General features: G+C 56.7%; 20 protein-coding genes. 17 read left to right on the forward strand and 3 right to left on the reverse strand.

Features of this window, described 5'->3' with window-relative positions; genetic code table 11:
* The first annotated feature begins 5 nt into the window (after positions 1-5).
* The 3 genes from V1587_RS19555 (at position 6) to V1587_RS19565 (ending at position 1095) form a co-directional block, all read left to right on the forward strand.
* A complete protein-coding gene (locus V1587_RS19555; protein ID WP_371897976.1) occupies positions 6-305 on the forward strand; it encodes an ArsR/SmtB family transcription factor in 300 nt (99 codons plus the stop codon).
* Between the two features lie 9 nt (positions 306-314).
* Positions 315-836 (forward strand): rhodanese family protein, encoded by a 522-nt coding sequence (locus tag V1587_RS19560; RefSeq protein ID WP_371897975.1) that lies wholly within the window; start codon positions 315-317, stop codon positions 834-836.
* Positions 837-915: 79 nt separating this feature from the next.
* Positions 916-1095 carry a hypothetical protein gene (locus V1587_RS19565; protein WP_023308920.1) on the forward strand — a complete coding sequence of 60 codons (180 nt, stop codon included), beginning with the start codon at positions 916-918 and terminating at the stop codon, positions 1093-1095.
* Between the two features lie 38 nt (positions 1096-1133).
* On the opposite strand, the gene stpA is transcribed toward V1587_RS19565, so the two are convergent.
* On the reverse strand, positions 1134-1538 hold the full coding sequence (gene stpA / locus V1587_RS19570) for a DNA-binding protein StpA (protein WP_371897974.1): 405 nt from the start codon (positions 1536-1538) through the stop codon (positions 1134-1136).
* A gap of 495 nt (positions 1539-2033) precedes the next feature.
* On the opposite strand from stpA, the gene alaE reads away from it, so the two are divergent.
* Entirely contained in the window at positions 2034-2483 is a 450-nt protein-coding gene (gene alaE / locus V1587_RS19575; RefSeq protein WP_008502567.1) for an L-alanine exporter AlaE, read from the forward strand.
* A 32-nt stretch (positions 2484-2515) separates the two neighbouring features.
* Here the strand turns inward: alaE and V1587_RS19580 are convergent, their stop codons facing one another.
* Positions 2516-2860: a DUF2002 family protein gene (locus tag V1587_RS19580; protein WP_023308923.1), complete on the reverse strand. Its 345-nt coding sequence runs from the start codon at positions 2858-2860 to the stop codon at positions 2516-2518.
* Between the two features lie 160 nt (positions 2861-3020).
* Here V1587_RS19580 and V1587_RS19585 point away from each other — a divergent pair, with 160 nt between their 5' ends.
* The 13 genes from V1587_RS19585 to leuA all read left to right on the forward strand — a co-directional run bounded on the left by V1587_RS19585 (position 3021) and on the right by leuA (position 17869).
* Positions 3021-3347, forward strand: a complete 327-nt coding sequence (locus V1587_RS19585; RefSeq protein ID WP_008502569.1) for a DUF883 domain-containing protein — start codon at positions 3021-3023, stop codon at positions 3345-3347.
* 252 nt (positions 3348-3599) lie between these two features.
* A complete protein-coding gene (gene nrdH, locus V1587_RS19590; protein ID WP_008502570.1) occupies positions 3600-3839 on the forward strand; it encodes a glutaredoxin-like protein NrdH in 240 nt (79 codons plus the stop codon).
* The gene (nrdI, locus tag V1587_RS19595) at positions 3836-4246 is read left to right on the forward strand and encodes a class Ib ribonucleoside-diphosphate reductase assembly flavoprotein NrdI (RefSeq protein WP_047650315.1); all 411 of its coding nucleotides are present in this window, start codon (positions 3836-3838) and stop codon (positions 4244-4246) included. Before nrdH ends, nrdI begins: the two co-directional genes overlap by 4 nt.
* Complete coding sequence (gene nrdE / locus V1587_RS19600) at positions 4219-6363, forward strand: class 1b ribonucleoside-diphosphate reductase subunit alpha (protein WP_371897972.1); 2145 nt, start codon at positions 4219-4221, stop codon at positions 6361-6363. The genes nrdI and nrdE overlap by 28 nt, the downstream gene beginning before the upstream one ends.
* A 9-nt stretch (positions 6364-6372) precedes the next feature.
* Complete coding sequence (gene nrdF / locus V1587_RS19605) at positions 6373-7332, forward strand: class 1b ribonucleoside-diphosphate reductase subunit beta (RefSeq protein WP_214577180.1); 960 nt, start codon at positions 6373-6375, stop codon at positions 7330-7332.
* A 331-nt stretch (positions 7333-7663) separates the two neighbouring features.
* Complete coding sequence (proV, locus tag V1587_RS19610) at positions 7664-8866, forward strand: glycine betaine/L-proline ABC transporter ATP-binding protein ProV (protein WP_371897971.1); 1203 nt, start codon at positions 7664-7666, stop codon at positions 8864-8866.
* Positions 8859-9929 (forward strand): glycine betaine/L-proline ABC transporter permease ProW, encoded by a 1071-nt coding sequence (gene proW, locus V1587_RS19615; RefSeq protein ID WP_371897970.1) that lies wholly within the window; start codon positions 8859-8861, stop codon positions 9927-9929. The genes proV and proW overlap by 8 nt, the downstream gene beginning before the upstream one ends.
* A 9-nt stretch (positions 9930-9938) precedes the next feature.
* Positions 9939-10934 (forward strand): glycine betaine/L-proline ABC transporter substrate-binding protein ProX, encoded by a 996-nt coding sequence (gene proX, locus V1587_RS19620; protein WP_371897969.1) that lies wholly within the window; start codon positions 9939-9941, stop codon positions 10932-10934.
* A 190-nt stretch (positions 10935-11124) separates the two neighbouring features.
* Entirely contained in the window at positions 11125-12309 is a 1185-nt protein-coding gene (locus tag V1587_RS19625; RefSeq protein WP_335245983.1) for an MFS transporter, read from the forward strand.
* Between the two features lie 313 nt (positions 12310-12622).
* Positions 12623-13153: a transcriptional repressor MprA gene (gene mprA / locus V1587_RS19630; RefSeq protein ID WP_023308933.1), complete on the forward strand. Its 531-nt coding sequence runs from the start codon at positions 12623-12625 to the stop codon at positions 13151-13153.
* A 126-nt stretch (positions 13154-13279) separates the two neighbouring features.
* Positions 13280-14452: a multidrug efflux MFS transporter periplasmic adaptor subunit EmrA gene (gene emrA, locus V1587_RS19635; protein ID WP_045909303.1), complete on the forward strand. Its 1173-nt coding sequence runs from the start codon at positions 13280-13282 to the stop codon at positions 14450-14452.
* A gap of 16 nt (positions 14453-14468) precedes the next feature.
* Entirely contained in the window at positions 14469-16016 is a 1548-nt protein-coding gene (gene emrB, locus V1587_RS19640; RefSeq protein WP_371897968.1) for a multidrug efflux MFS transporter permease subunit EmrB, read from the forward strand.
* A 197-nt stretch (positions 16017-16213) separates the two neighbouring features.
* The gene (gene leuA, locus V1587_RS19645) at positions 16214-17869 is read left to right on the forward strand and encodes a 2-isopropylmalate synthase (RefSeq protein WP_371897967.1); all 1656 of its coding nucleotides are present in this window, start codon (positions 16214-16216) and stop codon (positions 17867-17869) included.
* On the opposite strand, the gene V1587_RS19650 is transcribed toward leuA, so the two are convergent.
* On the reverse strand, positions 17856-18620 hold the full coding sequence (locus V1587_RS19650; protein ID WP_371897966.1) for a helix-turn-helix transcriptional regulator: 765 nt from the start codon (positions 18618-18620) through the stop codon (positions 17856-17858). The genes leuA and V1587_RS19650 overlap by 14 nt on opposite strands.
* Between the last annotated feature and the right edge of the window lie 47 nt (positions 18621-18667).

An 18667-nucleotide genomic window follows, 5' to 3' on the forward strand; every position in this document is an offset into this window, starting at 1 on the left:
CTACCATGACCGAACTCGAACAGCTTCAGGCCAGCGCCGAGCAGGCCGCCACACTCTTAAAAGCGATGAGCAACCCGCGCCGGCTGCTGATCCTCTGCACCCTGTGCGGAGCGCCCGGCACCAGCGCGGGGGAACTGGCGCGAGCCACGGGGCTAAGCCCTTCCGCATCGTCGCAGCATCTGGCGCGCATGCGTGAGGAAGGTCTGATCGACAGCACCCGCAACGCGCAGCGCATTCTCTATTTCATTAAAAACGATGCGGTGCACCAGCTCATCAGCACCCTGAAAAAGCTTTATTGCCCGTAAGGAGCCGCCATGTCACTTCCCCTTCTTTCGCCGCGCGAGGCCAGTGCCCGCATCGCTGAGGGCGCAAAACTCATTGATATTCGTGATGCCGATGAGTACGCCCGCGAGCATATTGCCGCCGCACGGTCCGTGCCGCTGGATACCTTACCCGGCGGTCTTAACGCGCAGGCGGGCGATACGGTGATTTTTCACTGCCAGTCCGGCGCCCGGACCTCAGGCAATGCCGAGCGTCTGGCGCAGGCTGCCCTTCCCGCTCAGGCATTTGTCGTCGAAGGGGGAATTCAGGGCTGGAAGCAGGCCGGGCTGCCGACCGTCGAAGACAAATCCCAGCCTCTCCCGCTGATGCGTCAGGTGCAAATTGCCGCCGGGCTGTTGATTCTCTGTGGGGTAATGCTGGGCTATAGCGTCTCCAGCGGCTTTTTCCTGCTCAGCGGTTTTGTTGGCGCCGGGCTGCTGTTTGCCGGTGTGACAGGCTTTTGCGGCATGGCCAGGCTGCTTAAGGTGATGCCATGGAACCGGCGTACCTCATAAGCAGTAATCAGTGAAATACGCTGTACCCGGCGTCATGCGTGGGCTAATGTGAAGATCGCTAAAACGATGAGGAGGTAATATGTTTTCTGTCGGTGATTATGTGCAACCGCGTAAAGGCGGCCCGAAACTGAAAGTACTCGAAGTGAACGGTGACAGCATTGTGGCGGTCCAGGCCAGCAATGAGCAAGGTGAGAAATATACGCTGAAAGCCGCCGATGTGGCGCCGTATACCGAAGAAGGTGATTTCGGCGTCTGCTGAACAGATAACCGGGCGGCATGTTCCGCCCGGTCCATGCATTAGATCAGAAAATCATCCAGTGATTTACCGTTTGCCAGCGCGTTGGCAATAGGCTTAGGCGTGCGGCCCTGACCGGTCCACGTTTTCTCTTCACCGTTCTGGTCAATAAAGCGATATTTTGCTTCACGCGGCTTACGCTTTTTCGCTGGCTTACCCGCCTGCGCCAGTTCAGAACCCAGCAGGTCAGTCGGTGAAATACCATCGGCTTTCATCAGCTCCAGCAGGGCATTAATTTTTTCCTGCTGCTCAGCACGCTGCTGCTCTAATTCCGTCAGCTCGCTGCGTTTCTCTTCAGTAACGACCCTGACCTTTTCCAGCATTTCCTCAAGAACGTCCAGGGATAATTCACGCGCCATGGCGCGCAGGGTTCGGATATTATTAAGATTCTGTAACGTCAAAGACATATTATTTGAAAACCTTTTCTTTGGGGTAAATAGATAAATCGCCGACAGAATAATTCATTTGAGTTGAAATATCTACCCAAGGATCCGTATGGGCATCAGTGTAAATATATTAAGATCTCATTTCGAATAATAACGCACGGCGCTGCAGGGAAACAGAGGTATCGAATCACCGCATTAATATAAATGGTCAACTTTACTTCAAATCTCAGCATACTGTGCCGCTGCCAGGAGGAGCATTCGTCATCCGCGCCACCAACAAAATCAACATATTGATTTTAATAGAAAAAAAAGCAAACAAGACAGATTATAACGATCGGGACAAAAAACGAACAAATTTAGAGAATTTTGTGGACAAAAGGCGATTAAATAAAAATTAATCACTAGTTGTTAGTTCAAACTCAGAGATATACGCTATACACGTCAGACAAACCAACCTAAAGCACTAAGCGCTGAAGGAAAATCGTTTCTTTTGTGTTCTTCTCAAGGAGTTCAGACATGTTCTCGCCGCAATCTCGCCTGCGCCACGCGGTGGCGGATACTTTCGCGATGGTTGTTTACTGTTCCGTCGTGAACATGCTGATCGAAATATTCCTCTCCGGAATGTCCTTCGAGCAGTCACTTTCTTCTCGTCTGGTGGCGATCCCGGTCAATATTATTATTGCATGGCCTTACGGGTTATACCGCGATGCGGTAATGCGTTTCGCGCGTCGAATCAGTCCCGCAGGCTGGGTGAAAAACCTGGCAGACGTTCTGGCTTATGTGACGTTCCAGTCGCCGGTTTACGTGGCCATTCTCCTGACAGTCGGTGCAGACTGGCACCAGATCGCTGCGGCCGTCAGTTCGAATATTGTGATTTCAATGCTGATGGGTGCGGTATACGGCTATTTCCTCGACTACTGCCGCCGCCTGTTTAAGGTCAGCCAGTACAGCCAGGCTAAAGCGTGAAGTGAAGCGACTGGCGAAAGCCAGTCGCGAATTTACTGTACGTCGCCAAACAGTCCCTTCAAAAACCGCTCCAGCGCCATACGCGAGCTGAAACCATGCGGAATACCATAATGCTCATGCCGTTCACCGCCTAAATAGAGCGGAAATTGCTGATAATGATCGCAGGTTTTAATATCCGAGGCAGGCTCAGCAAATGACAGACTTCTGTCTTTCAGCGTCGGGTGAATAATGAGAGCGGTACGTCCCATTCTTGCTTCACGATTAACGTAAACATAATTCTCGCCACGGCGATATCCATACGCTTTTGGCGTCACCTCATCCATGGTGAATCCCTCTTTTTCAAGAACGCGTGCCACCTCGTCAGGTCGTAAATACATATCTTTTCCTCGTTATCTTTTCCTGCCCGGCAACCTTACAGTATTCAGCAATAGCAGGGCTTTCAGAATAGTCCATAAACTGCCGGATAACGCGTGATGCGCTTCCGATATTAAATTTCTGAACTAAACTGAACGGGAACACAAAATTACGGAGGATCGTATGTTTAACAGACCGAACCGAAACGATATTAACGACGACGCTCAGGATATTCGTAATGATGTCAGCCAATTAGCGGACACGCTGGAAGAGGTGCTGAAGTCCTGGGGAAGTGACGCGAAGGACGAAGCGGATGCCGCAAAGCGTAAGGCTCAGTCTCTGCTCCGTGAAACCCGCGCACGCTTAAACGGCCGCACGCGTACGACACAGGCTGCCTGCGATGCGGTCAGCTGCGCAACGACCTTCGTGCGCGAAAAACCGCTCTGTACGCTCGGCACGGTAGCGGCGGTCGGTATCTTTGTGGGCGCTCTGCTTAGCCTGCGTAAATAACCCGATCGCGCACCATTTTCTGCCCCGGTTGTCAGTGGCTGCCGGGGCTTTTCTTTGCCTTCTCGCCTGTAAAACCCGTATAGCCTGCCCTGCCCCGCTGAGCTCATCATCGGGACAACATCAATCTGAATTTCCCATATCTTGTATGGTTGAAACTTAAGACAACTACATCTAGTATTTCCTTTAGCAAGATACATACAACCTGACGCGATGATTCGCGCCGCTTCCTCATTTTAAATGGAAATACGAATCATGAGCATTATTATTTACACTCGTAACGATTGTGTTCAGTGCCACGCGACCAAACGGGCGATGGAAAGCCGCGGCGTGGCGTTTGAGATGGTGAATATTGACCAGCAGCCCGAGGCCGCCGATACCCTTCGCGCGCAGGGTTTCCGTCAGCTTCCGGTGGTGGTGGCCGGGGAGACCAGCTGGTCTGGCTTCCGCCCGGACATGATCAACCGCATCGCCGCGCAGGCCGCACGGGCATGAGCAGACTGGTGTTCTTCTCCAGCAGCTCGGAAAACACGCTCCGTTTTATTGAGCGCGTCGGGCTGCCTGCGGTGCGCATTCCGCTTAACGAGCGGGAGCGGATCCGGGTAGAGGAACCGTACATTCTGGTGGTGCCCAGCTATGGCGGAGGCGGGACAGCGGGAGCAGTGCCCCGTCAGGTGATCCGCTTTCTCAACGATCCCCATAACCGCGGGCTCATCCGCGGCGTTATCGCGGCGGGGAATCGCAATTTCGGCGACGCCTTTGGCCGCGCCGGGGATGTCATCTCTCAAAAATGCGGCGTGCCGTATCTCTATCGTTTTGAGCTGATGGGGACACAGCAGGACGTCGAAAACGTGCGTAAAGGAGTGAACGAATTTTGGCAACGACAACCGCAGAACGGGTGATTCAGGCGACGCCGGATTACCACGCATTAAACGCGATGCTTAACCTCTACGATCGGGAGGGGCGCATCCAGTTCGATAAAGATCGTGAGGCGGTGGACGCCTTTTTTGCCGCCCACGTGCGGCCCAACAGTGTGACCTTTACGAGCCAGGATGAACGTCTCGACTGTCTGATTAACGAGGGCTACTACGACGCGCGCGTCCTCACCCGCTACGACCGCGCCTTTGTGGTGACGCTGTTTGAACGCGCCCACGCCAGCGGTTTTCGTTTCCAGACGTTTCTCGGTGCCTGGAAGTACTACACCAGCTACACCCTGAAGACCTTTGACGGCAAACGCTACTTAGAAAGCTTTGAAGATCGCGTGGTGATGGTCGCGCTGACGCTGGCGCAGGGCGATGAAGCGCTGGCGGTGCAGCTCACCGATGAGATCCTCTCCGGACGCTTCCAGCCCGCCACGCCAACCTTCCTCAACTGCGGCAAAGCCCAGCGCGGCGAGCTGGTTTCCTGCTTCCTGCTGCGTATCGAAGACAATATGGAGTCGATTGGCCGGGCGGTGAACTCGGCGCTGCAGCTTTCCAAACGCGGCGGCGGCGTGGCGTTTTTGCTCTCTAACCTGCGCGAAGCGGGCGCGCCGATCAAGCGCATCGAAAACCAGTCCTCCGGCGTGATCCCGGTGATGAAGATGCTGGAAGATGCCTTCTCGTACGCCAACCAGCTTGGCGCGCGCCAGGGCGCGGGCGCGGTTTATCTGCACGCGCACCATCCGGACATTCTGCGTTTTCTCGATACCAAGCGCGAAAACGCCGACGAAAAAATCCGTATCAAAACCCTGTCGCTCGGCGTGGTGATCCCGGATATCACTTTTAAACTGGCCAAAGAGAATGCCGAGATGGCGCTATTCTCGCCGTATGACGTTGAGCGAATCTATGGCAAAGCCTTTGGCGACGTGGCCATCAGCGAACTTTATGACGCGCTGGTAGCCGACGAGCGCATTCGCAAAAAATACATCAACGCCCGCGATTTCTTCCAGACGCTTGCCGAAATTCAGTTTGAGTCCGGGTATCCGTACATCATGTACGAAGATACGGTGAACCGCGCGAACCCGATTGCCGGGCGCATAAACATGAGCAATCTGTGCTCGGAGATTTTGCAGGTCAACAGCGCGTCAGCCTACGACGAGAACCTGGATTACGCCGACATCGGGAAGGATATCTCCTGCAACCTCGGCTCGCTGAATATTGCCCACACTATGGATTCCCCCGACTTTGGCCGTACGGTGGAGACCGCCATTCGCGGGCTGACTGCGGTGTCGGACATGAGCCACATCCGCAGCGTGCCGTCTATTGAAGCGGGCAACGCCGCGTCGCACGCCATCGGGCTGGGGCAGATGAACCTCCACGGCTATCTGGCGCGGGAGGGCATCGCCTACGGCAGTCCGGAAGGGCTGGACTTCACCAACCTCTATTTCTACACGATTACCTGGCACGCGCTGCACACCTCGATGATGCTGGCGCGCGAGCGCAACCAGCGGTTCGCGGGCTTTGAGCGGTCCCGCTACGCCAGCGGGGAATATTTCAGCCAGTACCTGGAAGGCGACTGGCAGCCGAAAACCGAAAAAGTGCGCGAACTGTTTGCCCGCGTCGGGATCGTGTTGCCGACGCGCGAGATGTGGCTGCAATTGCGTGATGACGTGATGCGCTACGGCATCTACAACCAGAATCTGCAGGCCGTGCCGCCAACCGGCTCGATCTCCTACATCAACCACGCTACGTCGAGCATTCACCCGATCGTGTCGAAAATTGAGATTCGTAAGGAAGGCAAAACCGGGCGCGTTTACTACCCTGCCCCGTTTATGACCAATGAGAACCTGGCGCTCTATCAGGACGCATACGAGATCGGCCCGGAAAAAATCATTGATACCTACGCGGAGGCGACAAAACACGTGGATCAGGGACTCTCGCTGACGCTGTTCTTCCCGGATACCGCCACCACGCGGGACATCAACAGAGCGCAGATCTACGCCTGGAAGAAAGGTATCAAGACGCTCTACTACATTCGCCTGCGCCAGCTTGCGCTGGAAGGCACCGAAATTGAAGGCTGCGTGTCCTGCGCGCTGTAAGGAGAAAGGATGAAACTGTCACGCGTGAGTGCCGTTAACTGGAACAAAATCCAGGACGACAAAGACCTGGAGGTGTGGAACCGCCTGACCAGCAACTTCTGGCTGCCGGAAAAGGTCCCGCTCTCCAACGATATTCCGGCCTGGCAAACGCTGAGCCACGCCGAGCAGCAGCTGACGATCCGCGTCTTTACCGGCCTGACGCTGCTCGACACCATTCAGAATACCGTCGGCGCACCGGCGCTGATGAGCGACGCGCTGACGCCGCACGAAGAGGCGGTAATGTCGAACATCAGCTTTATGGAGGCGGTGCACGCCCGCTCCTACAGCTCGATTTTCTCCACCCTGTGCCAGACCAAAGACGTGGACGCAGCCTACGCCTGGAGCGAGGAGAGCGAGTCATTACAGAGAAAGGCGGAGCTGGTTCTGGAATATTACCGCGCCGACGAGCCGCTGAAGAAGAAGATCGCCAGCGTGTTCCTGGAATCCTTCCTCTTCTATTCCGGCTTCTGGCTGCCCATGTACTGGTCGAGCCGGGGCAAGCTCACAAACACCGCCGATTTGATTCGGCTCATCATTCGTGATGAAGCGGTGCACGGGTATTATATCGGCTATAAGTATCAGAAAGGGCTGGAGAAAGTCAGCGAGGCAAAGCGCGAGGAGCTTAAAGGCTTTGCGCTCGATTTGCTGATGGATCTGTACGACAACGAGCTGAGCTATACCGAGGAACTCTACGCCGGCACCGGCTGGGAGGAAGACGTGAAGGCCTTCCTCTGCTACAACGCCAACAAGGCGCTGATGAACCTGGGTTATGAGGCGCTTTTCCCGCCGGAGATGGCGGAGGTGAACCCGGCGATTCTGGCCGCGCTGTCGCCCAACGCCGACGAAAACCACGATTTCTTCTCGGGATCGGGCTCATCGTACGTAATGGGCAAAGCGGTAGAAACCGAGGATGAAGACTGGGATTTTTAATGAACGTTAACGTTCGTTAATTTAATATAAACCCAACAATTTCCTCTCTAATATTTACAAAGCAACTACACTGTAATTTCCACGTCATATTCGCCTGAATCATTCCATTTCAGGCGAAATTTCCCGATGCAGCAGCAAAAAATTGAGAAAAATTCAGATCACGCTCAGCCCTTTAGTCATGGGAAATTCAGCCGTTTCGCTTCCATGAAAATTCATGTCATAAGCAAACCCAGGGTTGTCTCAGATTCTCAGTATGTTAGGGTTATGCCCGTTAACAATTTACCATGGTAATCATATCGGCATAAACAAATAACAGGACACTCTCTATTGCATGGCAATTAAATTAGAAGTGAAAAATCTTTATAAAGTATTTGGCGAGCATCCGCAGCGCGCATTCAAATATATTGAGCAAGGCCTTAAGAAAGAGCAAATTCTGGAAAAAACCGGGCTATCGCTTGGCGTTAAAGACGCCAGTCTGGCCATTGAAGAAGGCGAGATTTTTGTCATCATGGGATTATCCGGTTCGGGTAAATCCACTATGGTTCGCCTTCTCAATCGCCTGATTGAACCCACCCGCGGACAGGTGCTGATTGACGGCGTGGATATCGCCAGAATATCAGACGCCGAGCTTCGCGAGGTGCGCAGAAAGAAGATCGCAATGGTGTTCCAGTCATTCGCGCTGATGCCGCACATGACGGTGCTGGATAATACCGCTTTCGGCATGGAATTAGCCGGCACGCCGGCTCAGGAACGTCAGGAAAAAGCCCTGGATGCACTGCGTCAGGTCGGGCTGGAAAATTATGCGCATGCGTACCCGGATGAACTTTCCGGCGGTATGCGTCAGCGCGTGGGATTAGCCCGCGCATTAGCCATTAATCCAGACATATTATTAATGGACGAAGCCTTCTCCGCCCTCGATCCGTTAATTCGCACCGAGATGCAGGATGAGCTGGTAAAATTACAGGCTAAACATCAGCGAACGATTGTCTTTATTTCCCACGATCTGGATGAAGCCATGCGTATTGGCGACCGTATTGCCATTATGCAAAACGGTGAAGTGGTGCAGGTCGGCACGCCGGATGAAATTCTCAATAATCCGGCAAATGATTATGTGCGCACCTTCTTCCGCGGCGTGGATATTAGCCAGGTCTTTAGCGCTAAAGATATTGCCCGTCGAACGCCAAACGGCATTATTCGTAAAACCCCAGGCTTTGGCCCGCGCTCGGCGCTGAAGCTGCTGCAGGACGAAGACCGTGAATACGGTTATCTGGTTGAACGCGGCAATAAATTTGTTGGCGTTGTCTCCATCGACTCCCTGAAAACGGCACTTACTGAGAACCAGGGAATCGATGCGGCGTTAATTGACGCTCCACTTGCCGTGGACGCCGAAACGCCGCTCAGCGAGTTGCTCTCTCACGTGGGCCAGGCGCCGTGCGCCGTGCCGGTCGTGGGTGAGGAACAACAGTACGTCGGCATCATCTCAAAACGGATGCTGCTGCAGGCTTTAGATCGCGAGGGGGCAAACAATGGCTGATCAATCAAACCCGTGGGGCACCACTGAAGCAGCGGACAACGCTGCACAATCCGCCGACGCGTGGGGTTCCACGCCAGCACCCGCCGACGGCGGCGGCGCGGCAGACTGGCTCAATAGCGCACCCGCGCCTGCGCCAGAGCACTTCAATATTATGGATCCGTTCCATAAAACGCTGATCCCGCTGGACAGCTGGGTCACGGAGGGGATCGACTGGGTGGTCACGCACTTCCGTCCGGTCTTTCAGGGGATCCGCGTCCCGGTGGATTACATCCTGAACGGCTTCCAGCAGCTGATGCTGGGCATGCCGGCACCGGTCGCCATTATCCTGTTCTCCCTGATTGCCTGGCAGTTTGGTAGCGTCGGGATGGGGATCGCTACGCTGATCTCCCTGATCGCCATCGGCGCGATTGGGGCCTGGTCGCAGGCGATGATCACCCTGGCGCTGGTGCTGACCGCCCTGCTCTTCTGCATCGTTATCGGCCTGCCGATGGGGATCTGGCTGGCGCGCAGTCCGCGGGCGGCGAAGATTATTCGCCCGCTGCTGGATGCGATGCAGACCACACCGGCATTCGTCTATCTGGTGCCGATTGTGATGTTGTTCGGCATCGGCAACGTGCCGGGCGTGGTGGTGACCATTATCTTTGCCCTGCCGCCGATTATTCGTCTGACCATTCTCGGGATAAACCAGGTGCCTGCGGACCTGATCGAAGCGTCACGCTCGTTCGGTGCCAGCCCGCGACAGATGCTGTTTAAGGTTCAGCTCCCGCTGGCGATGCCAACCATCATGGCGGGCGTAAACCAGACGCTGATGCTGGCCCTGTCGATGGTGGTGATCGCCTCGATGATCGCCGTTGGCGGTCTGGGCCAGATGGTGCTGCGCGGCATTGGCCGTCTCGATATGGGGCTGGCCACCGTCGGCGGCGTCGGAATTGTGATCCTCGCCATAATTCTTGACCGCCTGACCCAGGCCGTCGGTCGTGATTCACGCAGTCGCGGCAACCGTCGCTGGTATTCCACCGGCCCTGTCGGGTTACTCACCCGCCCTTTCACGAAATCAAAATAAGGAACAACGATGCGACATAACGTACTTTTTGCCACAGCGTTTGCCACCCTTGTCTCCACCAGCACCTTCGCGGCTGACCTGCCGGGCAAAGGCATTACCGTGCAGCCGGTGCAGAGCACCATTTCGGAAGAGAGCTTCCAGACCCTGATCGTCAGCCGCGCGCTGGAGAAGCTCGGCTACACGGTTAACACGCCGAGCGAAGTGGATTACAACGTGGGCTACACTTCGATTGCCTCCGGTGACGCCACCTTTACCGCCGTCAACTGGCAGCCGCTGCACGACGATATGTATGCCGCCGCCGGTGGCGACAAGAAATTCTATCGCGAAGGGACTTTCGTGACGGGCGCGGCGCAGGGTTATCTTATCGACAAGAAAACCGCCGATAAGTATCACATCACCAATATTGAACAGCTGAAAGATCCGAAGATCGCCAAACTGTTCGACACCAACGGTGACGGCAAGGCCGATATGATGGGCTGCTCGCCGGGCTGGGGCTGTGAAGCGGTGATTAACCACCAGAATAAAGCTTTCGATCTGGCGAAAACGGTCGACGTGAGCCACGGCAACTATTCAGCGATGATGGCCGACACCATTGCCCGCTTCAAAGAGGGTAAACCGGTGATCTACTACACCTGGACGCCGTACTGGGTGAGCGACGTGCTGAAGCCGGGTAAAGACGTGATGTGGCTGCAGGTGCCGTTCTCCTCCCTGCCGGGCGAGCAGAAAGTTATCGACACCAAACTGCCGAACGGCATGAACTACGGCTTCCCGGTTAACACCATGCATATCGTGGCGAACAAAGCCTGGGCAGAGAAAAACCCGGCGGCGGCGAAGCTGTTCTCGGTGATGAAGCTGCCGCTGGCGGACATCAACGCCCAGAACGCGATGATGCACGCGGGCAAATCCTCCGAAGCGGATGTGAAAGGCCACGTGGACGGCTGGATCAAAGCCCACCAGCAGCAGTTTGACGGCTGGGTGAAAGAGGCGCTTGCGGCGCAGAAGTAAAAACAAAACCTTACCCCTCACCCTAACCCTAACCCTCTCCCCTTTGGGGAGAGGGCCGGGGTGAGGGGGCACCAGACCGCACCCAACCTAAACCGCACAATCCATCACCCAACAATCCCCCAACATTCACAATCATTAGCTATTATGGTTTCCGGAAAAATAATCACTTAACTAACGATTCCTGAAACTAATGACAAAAACAGCTCAAGGGCTTAGCCCCGCACTCATCCTTTTAATGTCCGTGGCAACGGGTCTGGCGGTCGCCAGCAACTATTACGCGCAGCCTCTTCTCGACACCATCGCCCGCGCGTTCAATCTCTCCGCCAGCTCCGCAGGATTTATCGTCACCGCCGCCCAGCTGGGCTATGCCGCCGGGCTGCTGTTCCTGGTGCCGCTCGGCGATATGTTTGAACGCCGAATGCTCATCGTCTCCATGACTCTGCTGGCCGCCGGTGGGATGCTGATCACCGCCAGCAGCCAGTCGCTGACGATGATGATCGTCGGTACAGCGCTAACGGGGCTGTTCTCCGTGGTGGCGCAAATTCTGGTCCCGCTCGCCGCTACCCTCGCCTCCCCGGAAAAACGCGGCAAGGTGGTGGGCACCATCATGAGCGGCCTGCTGCTGGGGATTTTGCTGGCGCGTACCGTTGCAGGACTGCTGGCCAGCCTCGGCGGCTGGCGCACCGTATACTGGGTGGCGAGCGTGCTGATGGTCATCATGGCTCTGGCGCTGTGGCGCGGGCTGCCAAAAGTGAAGCAGGAAAATCACCTGAACTACCCTCAGCTGTTGGCCTCCGTGTTCAGCCTGTTCACCCAGGATAAGCTTCTGCGTACCCGCGCCCTGCTGGGCTGCTTTACCTTCGCTAACTTCAGCATCCTGTGGACATCGATGGCGTTTCTGCTGGCCGCGCCGCCGTTCAATTATTCCGAAGGAGTGATTGGCCTGTTCGGCCTGGCCGGTGCCGCAGGCGCACTGGGCGCGCGTCCCGCAGGCGGGCTGGCCGATAAGGGCAAATCCCACCTGACCACCTCCGCAGGGCTGGTTTTACTTCTGCTCTCCTGGGCGGCGATCTGGTACGGACACATCTCGGTGCTGGCGCTGATCGTCGGTATCCTGGTACTCGATCTCACCGTACAGGGCGTTCATATCACCAATCAGACCGTCATCTATCGCGTGAAGCCTGAGGCGCGTAACCGCCTGACGGCCGGATACATGACCAGCTACTTCATTGGCGGCGCTGCGGGTTCGCTAATTTCAGCGTCGGCGTGGCAGCATGCGGGCTGGTCTGGGGTATGTGCGATTGGAGCCATCGTCGCCACCCTTAACCTGCTAGTATGGTGGCGCGGCTACCATCGTCAGGATGCAATTCACTAAGTTTTACATTGCGTTGGCCTCTTAGGGTGTTAAGAGGCCTTTCACTCTGTTAATGTAAACGTAATCATTTATCCCAGAAATTTTAATGTGGGTGACATATTTACGATCGGCATGAATAGTTCAGACCCCCGTCCTCACATCCTCTCTTCAGCGGGTTCACACCCTACTCTTTCTGTGCTCACCGGGTCACGGACTTACCCGGCGCTTTCTGATGGTGACATAAGTTTGGCGGATATAACCGCACAAATAATTCATTTACATTATTTGTCACTATCGTTACTATATCGGCTGTAATTAATGAGGTTATGCCCAAATGGATAGTTCGTTTACGCCCATTGAACAAATGCTTAAATTCCGCGCCAGTCGCCATGAGGACTTCCCGTACCAGGAAATCCTGCTGACCCGTTTGTGCATGCACATGCAGGGTAAGCTACTGGAAAACCGTAATAAAATGCTGAAAGCTCAAGGGATTAACGAGACGTTGTTTATGGCGTTGATTACGCTGGAGTCTCAGGAAAATCACAGCATTCAGCCTTCCGAACTGAGCTGCGCGCTGGGCTCCTCCCGTACCAATGCGACCCGAATTGCCGATGAGCTCGAAAAGCGTGGCTGGATTGAGCGCCGTGAAAGCGACAACGATCGCCGCTGCCTGCATCTGCAACTGACCGATAAAGGTCACCAGTTCCTGCGCGAGGTGCTGCCACCTCAGCACAATTGCCTGCACAAACTCTGGTCCGCCCTCAGCACCGCCGAGCGTGACCAGCTTGAGCACATCACTCGCAAGCTGCTCACCCGTCTGGACCAGATGGATGAAGACGGCGCCGTTCTTGAGGCGCTGCGCTAACGCGACGACACGCTCACCATTCCAGATTCATAAGAAAACCGACAGGCCAGCACGTCACACTGCTGGCCTTTCTGACAACAGGTCGGCTCAGCCGATGTGAAAATAAGAAGATCGTGGAGAACTACAATGAGCGCAAATGCGGAGAGCACTACCCCGCAGCAACCGGCCAACAAGAAAGGCAAACGTAAGAGCGCCCTTCTTCTGTTGACCTTGCTCTTTATCATTATTGCCGTGGCATATGGGATCTATTGGTTTTTAGTACTGCGTCATGCTGAAGAGACTGACGACGCGTACGTGGCAGGGAACCAGGTACAAATTATGGCGCAGGTGTCGGGCAGCGTGACGAAAGTCTGGGCTGACAATACCGACTTTGTGCAAAAAGGCGATGTGTTGGTGACCCTCGATCCAACCGACGCCCAGCAGGCGTTTGAAAAAGCACAGACCGCGCTCGCCTCGAGCGTCCGTCAGACCCGCCAGCTGATGATCAACAGCAAGCAGCTGCAGGCTAACATCGACGTGCAGAAAACCGCACTCGCACAGGCGCAGAGCGATCTGAACCGCCGCGTGCCGCTCGGCACGGCCAACCTGATTGGCCGTGAAGAGCTGCAGCACGCCCGCGACGCCGTCGCCAGCGCTCAGGCACAGCTGGATGTGGCCATTCAACAGTACAACGCCAACCAGGCGATGGTGCTGGGCACCAGCCTGGAAAACCAGCCCGCCGTTCAGCAGGCGGCGACCGAAGTCCGTAACGCGTGGCTTGCCCTGCAGCGTACCAAAATCGTCAGCCCGATGACCGGCTATGTCTCCCGTCGTTCCGTCCAGCCAGGAGCGCAGATTAGCCCAACCACGCCGCTGATGGCGGTCGTGCCGGCAGACAACCTGTGGGTCGACGCCAACTTTAAAGAGACGCAGCTTGCCCATATGCGTATCGGCCAGACCGCGACGGTTGTCAGCGACATTTACGGCGATGACGTGAAGTACACCGGTAAAGTTGTCGGCCTGGATATGGGGACCGGCAGCGCCTTCTCCCTGCTGCCTGCGCAGAACGCCACCGGTAACTGGATCAAAGTGGTTCAGCGTCTGCCCGTGCGTATTGAGCTGGATGCTAAACAGCTGGCGGATCACCCGCTGCGTATCGGCCTCTCTACGCTGGTGACGGTTGACACCGCCAACCGCGACGGTCAGATCCTCGCAAGCCAGGTGCGTAGCAGCCCGGCTTATGAAAGTAACGCCCGTGAAATTAGCCTCGATCCGGTCAACAAGCTGATCGATGACATCGTGAAGGCAAACGCCGGTTAATCCGAAGGTGAGCGTTATGCAACAGCAAAAGCCGCAAAAACCGCTGGAAGGGGCGCAGCTGGTCATTATGACCATCGCGCTCTCTCTTGCGACATTCATGCAGGTGCTGGACTCCACCATCGCGAACGTGGCGATCCCGACCATCGCCGGTAACCTTGGCTCGTCGCTGAGCCAGGGGACCTGGGTCATTACCTCGTTTGGGGTGGCAAATGCCATCTCCATTCCGATTACCGGCTGGCTGGCAAAGCGCGTCGGTGAGGTGAAGCTGTTCCTCTGGTCGACGGTATTGTTCGTGCTTGCCTCCTGGGCGTGCGGCATGTCCAGCAGCCTGACGATGCTGATCTTCTTCCGCGTTATTCAGGGGATTGTCGCCGGGCCGTTGATTCCGCTGTCGCAGAGTTTACTGCTGAACAACTACCCGCCCGCCAAGCGCTCGATTGCGCTGGCGCTGTGGTCAATGACCGTGATTGTCGCCCCGATTTGCGGACCGATTCTCGGTGGCTACATCAGCGATAACTATCACTGGGGCTGGATCTTCTTTATCAACGTACCGATTGGCGCCGTCGTGGTAATGATGACGCTCCAGTCGCTGCGCGGTAGAGAAACCCGGACGGAACAGCGGCGTATCGACGCCATTGGTCTGGCATTGCTGGTTGTTGGCATCGGTAGCCTGCAGGTCATGCTCGACCAGGGCAAAGAGCTGGACTGGTTCAACTCCCGGGAGATCATCATCCTGACGATTGTCGCGGTGGTGTCGCTGAGCTTCCTGATTGTCTGGGAGCTGACGGACGATAACCCGATAGTCGACCTGTCGCTGTTTAAGTCGCGAAACTTCACCATAGGCTGTCTGTGTATCAGTCTCGCCTACATGCTCTACTTCGGCGCGATTGTACTGCTGCCGCAGCTGCTGCAGGAGGTATACGGCTATACCGCAACCTGGGCAGGTTTAGCCTCGGCGCCGGTTGGATTGATTCCGGTTCTGCTGTCGCCTATTATTGGCCGTTTCGCCCACAAGCTCGACATGCGCAGGCTGGTGACGTTCAGCTTTATCATGTACGCCGTGTGCTTCTACTGGCGCGCGTATACGTTCGAACCGGGAATGGACTTTGGCGCGTCCGCGTGGCCGCAGTTTATTCAGGGCTTTGCCGTGGCGTGTTTCTTTATGCCACTGACCACCATCACGCTTTCCGGTTTACCGCCTGAGCGCATGGCGGCGGCATCTAGCCTGTCGAACTTTACGCGAACGCTGGCGGGCTCGATTGGTACGTCGATCACTACCACCCTGTGGACGAACCGTGAATCGATGCACCATGCCCAGCTGACCGAAGCGGTGAACCCGTTCAACCCGAACTCCCGGGAGATGTACAACCAGCTTCAGGGAATGGGGATGACGGAGCAGCAGGCGTCAGGGTGGATTGCCCAGCAGATCACCAATCAGGGGCTGATTATCTCGGCCAACGAGATTTTCTGGGTATCGGCGGGGATCTTTATCATCCTGCTGGGGCTGGTGTGGTTTGCTAAACCACCGTTTGGCGCCGGTAGCGGCGGCGGTGGCGCGCACTAGTCCTGCGCGCGGGTTGCCGGGTGGCGGCTACGCCTTACCCGGCCTACGATAACCGGGCACTTCCGTAGGCCCGGTAAGCGCAGCGCCACCGGGCAACCATTGCCACCGTGTCCAGAACGCGACAGCCATTGTCAGTTCCGATAAAGCAGCGCGCCTGAAATCGATTCACGATAGTGAAAAGACAACAGGAGCGCATCATGCTGAACACCCCCGCCGACAAGTACCAACCCTATCCAACCCTTTCCCTGCCCGACCGCCTCTGGCCGGAGCAACGCATCACCCGCGCGCCGCGCTGGCTTTCCACCGACTTACGCGACGGCAACCAGGCCCTTGCCGAGCCGATGGACAGCGCGCGCAAGCTGCAGTTCTGGGAACTGCTGCTGAGCTGCGGGTTTAAAGAGATCGAGGTTGCCTTTCCTTCCGCCTCGCAGACGGATTTCAACTTCGTTCGCCAGCTGATTGAAGAGAATCGCATCCCGGATGACGTGACGATTCAGGTGCTGACTCAGGCACGGGAAGATCTCATCCATCGCACTTTCGAATCCCTGCGCGGCGCGAAACAGGCCACCGTCCATCTCTACAACGCCACCGCCCCGCTGTTCCGCCGCCTAGTGTTCGGCATGGAGAAAGCGCAGGTCGTCGAGCTGGCGACGCGCTCCACGCGGCTTATTCGTCAGCAGTGTGAAGAGAACCCGGACACCCGCTGGCAGTACGAATACTCTCCGGAAACCTTCTGCTTTACCGAGCCGGAATTTGCGCTGGAGATTTGTGAAGCCGTCGCGGAGATCTGGCAGCCGTGCGACGAGCGGCCGATGGTGATCAACCTACCGGCCACCGTCGAAGTGAGCACGCCGAACGTCTATGCCGACCAGATCGAGTATTTCTGCCGCCACTTCAGCCGCCGCCGCGATGTCTGCATCAGCGTGCATCCGCATAACGACCGCGGTACCGGCGTCGCCTGCGCGGAGCTGGCCGTAATGGCGGGAGCTGACCGCGTGGAGGGCTGTCTGTTTGGTAACGGGGAACGTACGGGCAACGTCTGCCTGGTGACGCTGGCAATGAACCTCTACAGCCAGGGAATTAGCCCGAATCTGGACTTTAGCGATATGAACCGGGTGGTGGAAGTGGTGGAAACCTGCAATCAGCTGCCGGTCCACCCGCGCCATCCGTGGGCGGGCCGTCTGGCCTATACCGCCTTCTCCGGCTCGCACCAGGACGCGATAAAAAAAGGTTTTGATGCCCGCAGGCCAGGCGATCGCTGGGAGATGCCTTACCTTCCCGTCGATCCCCAGGATATCGGCTGTACCTACGAAGCGGTGATTCGCGTGAACAGCCAGTCAGGGAAAAGCGGCAGCGCGTGGCTGCTCGAACAGAATCATGGGCTGAAACTACCCCGCGCCCTGCAGCAGGATTTCAGCCAGCACGTGCAGCAGGAAACCGATCGTCACGGAAAAGAGATGACGCAAAATGCGCTGTGGCAGCTGTTCCGCACCCGCTACGGCCTGGTAGCAACGCCGCACTATGCGCTGCAATCCTACCGCAGCGATAGCCAGCAGGACGGCCAGCTGCGTTTGACGGCCAGCGTCGCCACACAGGGAGGAACGCGCCAGCTGGAAGGTCAGGGTAACGGCCTGCTCTCCGCCGCCGCTCAGGGCTTAAGCCGCTGGGTCAACGCCCCGTTCGTGATTAAGGATTATCACGAGCATACGTTGGGCGAACGCAGCGACAGCCGCTCGGTAGCCTACATCCGCTGCCTGTTCCAGGACGGCAGCAGCCGCTGGGGCGTGGGCATTGACAGCGACGTGGCGCGCGCGTCGCTTCAGGCGCTGTTTAACGCCGTCAGTCGTTCTTAAAGTAATCGCTGGGGGAGACGCCCATCACCCGACGGAACATGGCCGTAAAGGCGCTGTGGCTGCTGTAGCCCAGATCCAGCGCCACGCGCAATACCGGCTGGCCCTGCGCCAGCCGCACTAAAGCTTCCAGCAGGCGCGCCCTTCTCAGCCACTCTCCGTAGCTTAATCCCGTCTGCTGTTGAAAATGGCGGTTCAGCGTGCGCTCGCTCATGTTCATCATGCTCGCGGCCTGCGCGCTGCTCCAGCTTTCCCCCGGGTTTTGCCGGATATGCAGGCACAGGCGACGTAGCGCCTCACTTTCCGGCTCCGGCAGGTGAAACGGCAGCACCGGCATAATGCGAATTTCATCGAGAATGAGCTCATAGACGCGTTCATCCCGGCTTCCGGGTAAGTACGATTCAGGTAAAGCAAGGCAGACGAGGATCAGCTCGCGCAGCAGCGGCGAGATCTGAACGATCTGGCAGGTGGCCGGGAGATCGGCACGCGCCAGCGGATCGATAAACAGGGTTCGCGCCGCCACGTTGCCGGTAATGCGCAGGGAATGCTGCGTGCCCGCCGGCAGCCAGACGCCGCGACCGGGAGGAACAACCCAACAGCCCGATGCGGTATCTACCCGTACCACGCCGCTCAGGGTGTGCAACAGCTGCGCGCAGTCGTGCTTGTGCCAGGGTTCGCTGTCACCATGAACGTAATCATGGGCAAACGGAACGAGGGGACGGTGGGTAAAGGAGAAAGTTAAGGCTGTGGTCATGGGATTAAACCACCCTCACCCGACCCTCTCCCTGAGGGAGAGGGGTA

It is taken from the genome of Enterobacter sp. ECC-249, assembly GCF_043965265.1.
Lineage (GTDB): Bacteria > Pseudomonadota > Gammaproteobacteria > Enterobacterales > Enterobacteriaceae > Enterobacter > Enterobacter quasiroggenkampii.

Excerpts from the sequence above, each read along its gene's own strand:
- V1587_RS19555 (WP_371897976.1), top strand. The coding sequence starts at position 6 with ATGACCGAACTCGAACAGCTTCAGGCCAGCGCCGAGCAGGCCGCCACA.
- V1587_RS19560 (WP_371897975.1), top strand. The coding sequence starts at position 315 with ATGTCACTTCCCCTTCTTTCGCCGCGCGAGGCCAGTGCCCGCATCGCT.
- V1587_RS19565 (WP_023308920.1), top strand. The coding sequence starts at position 916 with ATGTTTTCTGTCGGTGATTATGTGCAACCGCGTAAAGGCGGCCCGAAA.
- stpA (WP_371897974.1), bottom strand. The coding sequence starts at position 1,538 with ATGTCTTTGACGTTACAGAATCTTAATAATATCCGAACCCTGCGCGCC.
- alaE (WP_008502567.1), top strand. The coding sequence starts at position 2,034 with ATGTTCTCGCCGCAATCTCGCCTGCGCCACGCGGTGGCGGATACTTTC.
- V1587_RS19580 (WP_023308923.1), bottom strand. The coding sequence starts at position 2,860 with ATGTATTTACGACCTGACGAGGTGGCACGCGTTCTTGAAAAAGAGGGA.
- V1587_RS19585 (WP_008502569.1), top strand. The coding sequence starts at position 3,021 with ATGTTTAACAGACCGAACCGAAACGATATTAACGACGACGCTCAGGAT.
- nrdH (WP_008502570.1), top strand. The coding sequence starts at position 3,600 with ATGAGCATTATTATTTACACTCGTAACGATTGTGTTCAGTGCCACGCG.
- nrdI (WP_047650315.1), top strand. The coding sequence starts at position 3,836 with ATGAGCAGACTGGTGTTCTTCTCCAGCAGCTCGGAAAACACGCTCCGT.
- nrdF (WP_214577180.1), top strand. The coding sequence starts at position 6,373 with ATGAAACTGTCACGCGTGAGTGCCGTTAACTGGAACAAAATCCAGGAC.
- proV (WP_371897971.1), top strand. The coding sequence starts at position 7,664 with ATGGCAATTAAATTAGAAGTGAAAAATCTTTATAAAGTATTTGGCGAG.
- proW (WP_371897970.1), top strand. The coding sequence starts at position 8,859 with ATGGCTGATCAATCAAACCCGTGGGGCACCACTGAAGCAGCGGACAAC.
- proX (WP_371897969.1), top strand. The coding sequence starts at position 9,939 with ATGCGACATAACGTACTTTTTGCCACAGCGTTTGCCACCCTTGTCTCC.
- V1587_RS19625 (WP_335245983.1), top strand. The coding sequence starts at position 11,125 with ATGACAAAAACAGCTCAAGGGCTTAGCCCCGCACTCATCCTTTTAATG.
- mprA (WP_023308933.1), top strand. The coding sequence starts at position 12,623 with ATGGATAGTTCGTTTACGCCCATTGAACAAATGCTTAAATTCCGCGCC.
- emrA (WP_045909303.1), top strand. The coding sequence starts at position 13,280 with ATGAGCGCAAATGCGGAGAGCACTACCCCGCAGCAACCGGCCAACAAG.
- emrB (WP_371897968.1), top strand. The coding sequence starts at position 14,469 with ATGCAACAGCAAAAGCCGCAAAAACCGCTGGAAGGGGCGCAGCTGGTC.
- leuA (WP_371897967.1), top strand. The coding sequence starts at position 16,214 with ATGCTGAACACCCCCGCCGACAAGTACCAACCCTATCCAACCCTTTCC.
- V1587_RS19650 (WP_371897966.1), bottom strand. The coding sequence starts at position 18,620 with ATGACCACAGCCTTAACTTTCTCCTTTACCCACCGTCCCCTCGTTCCG.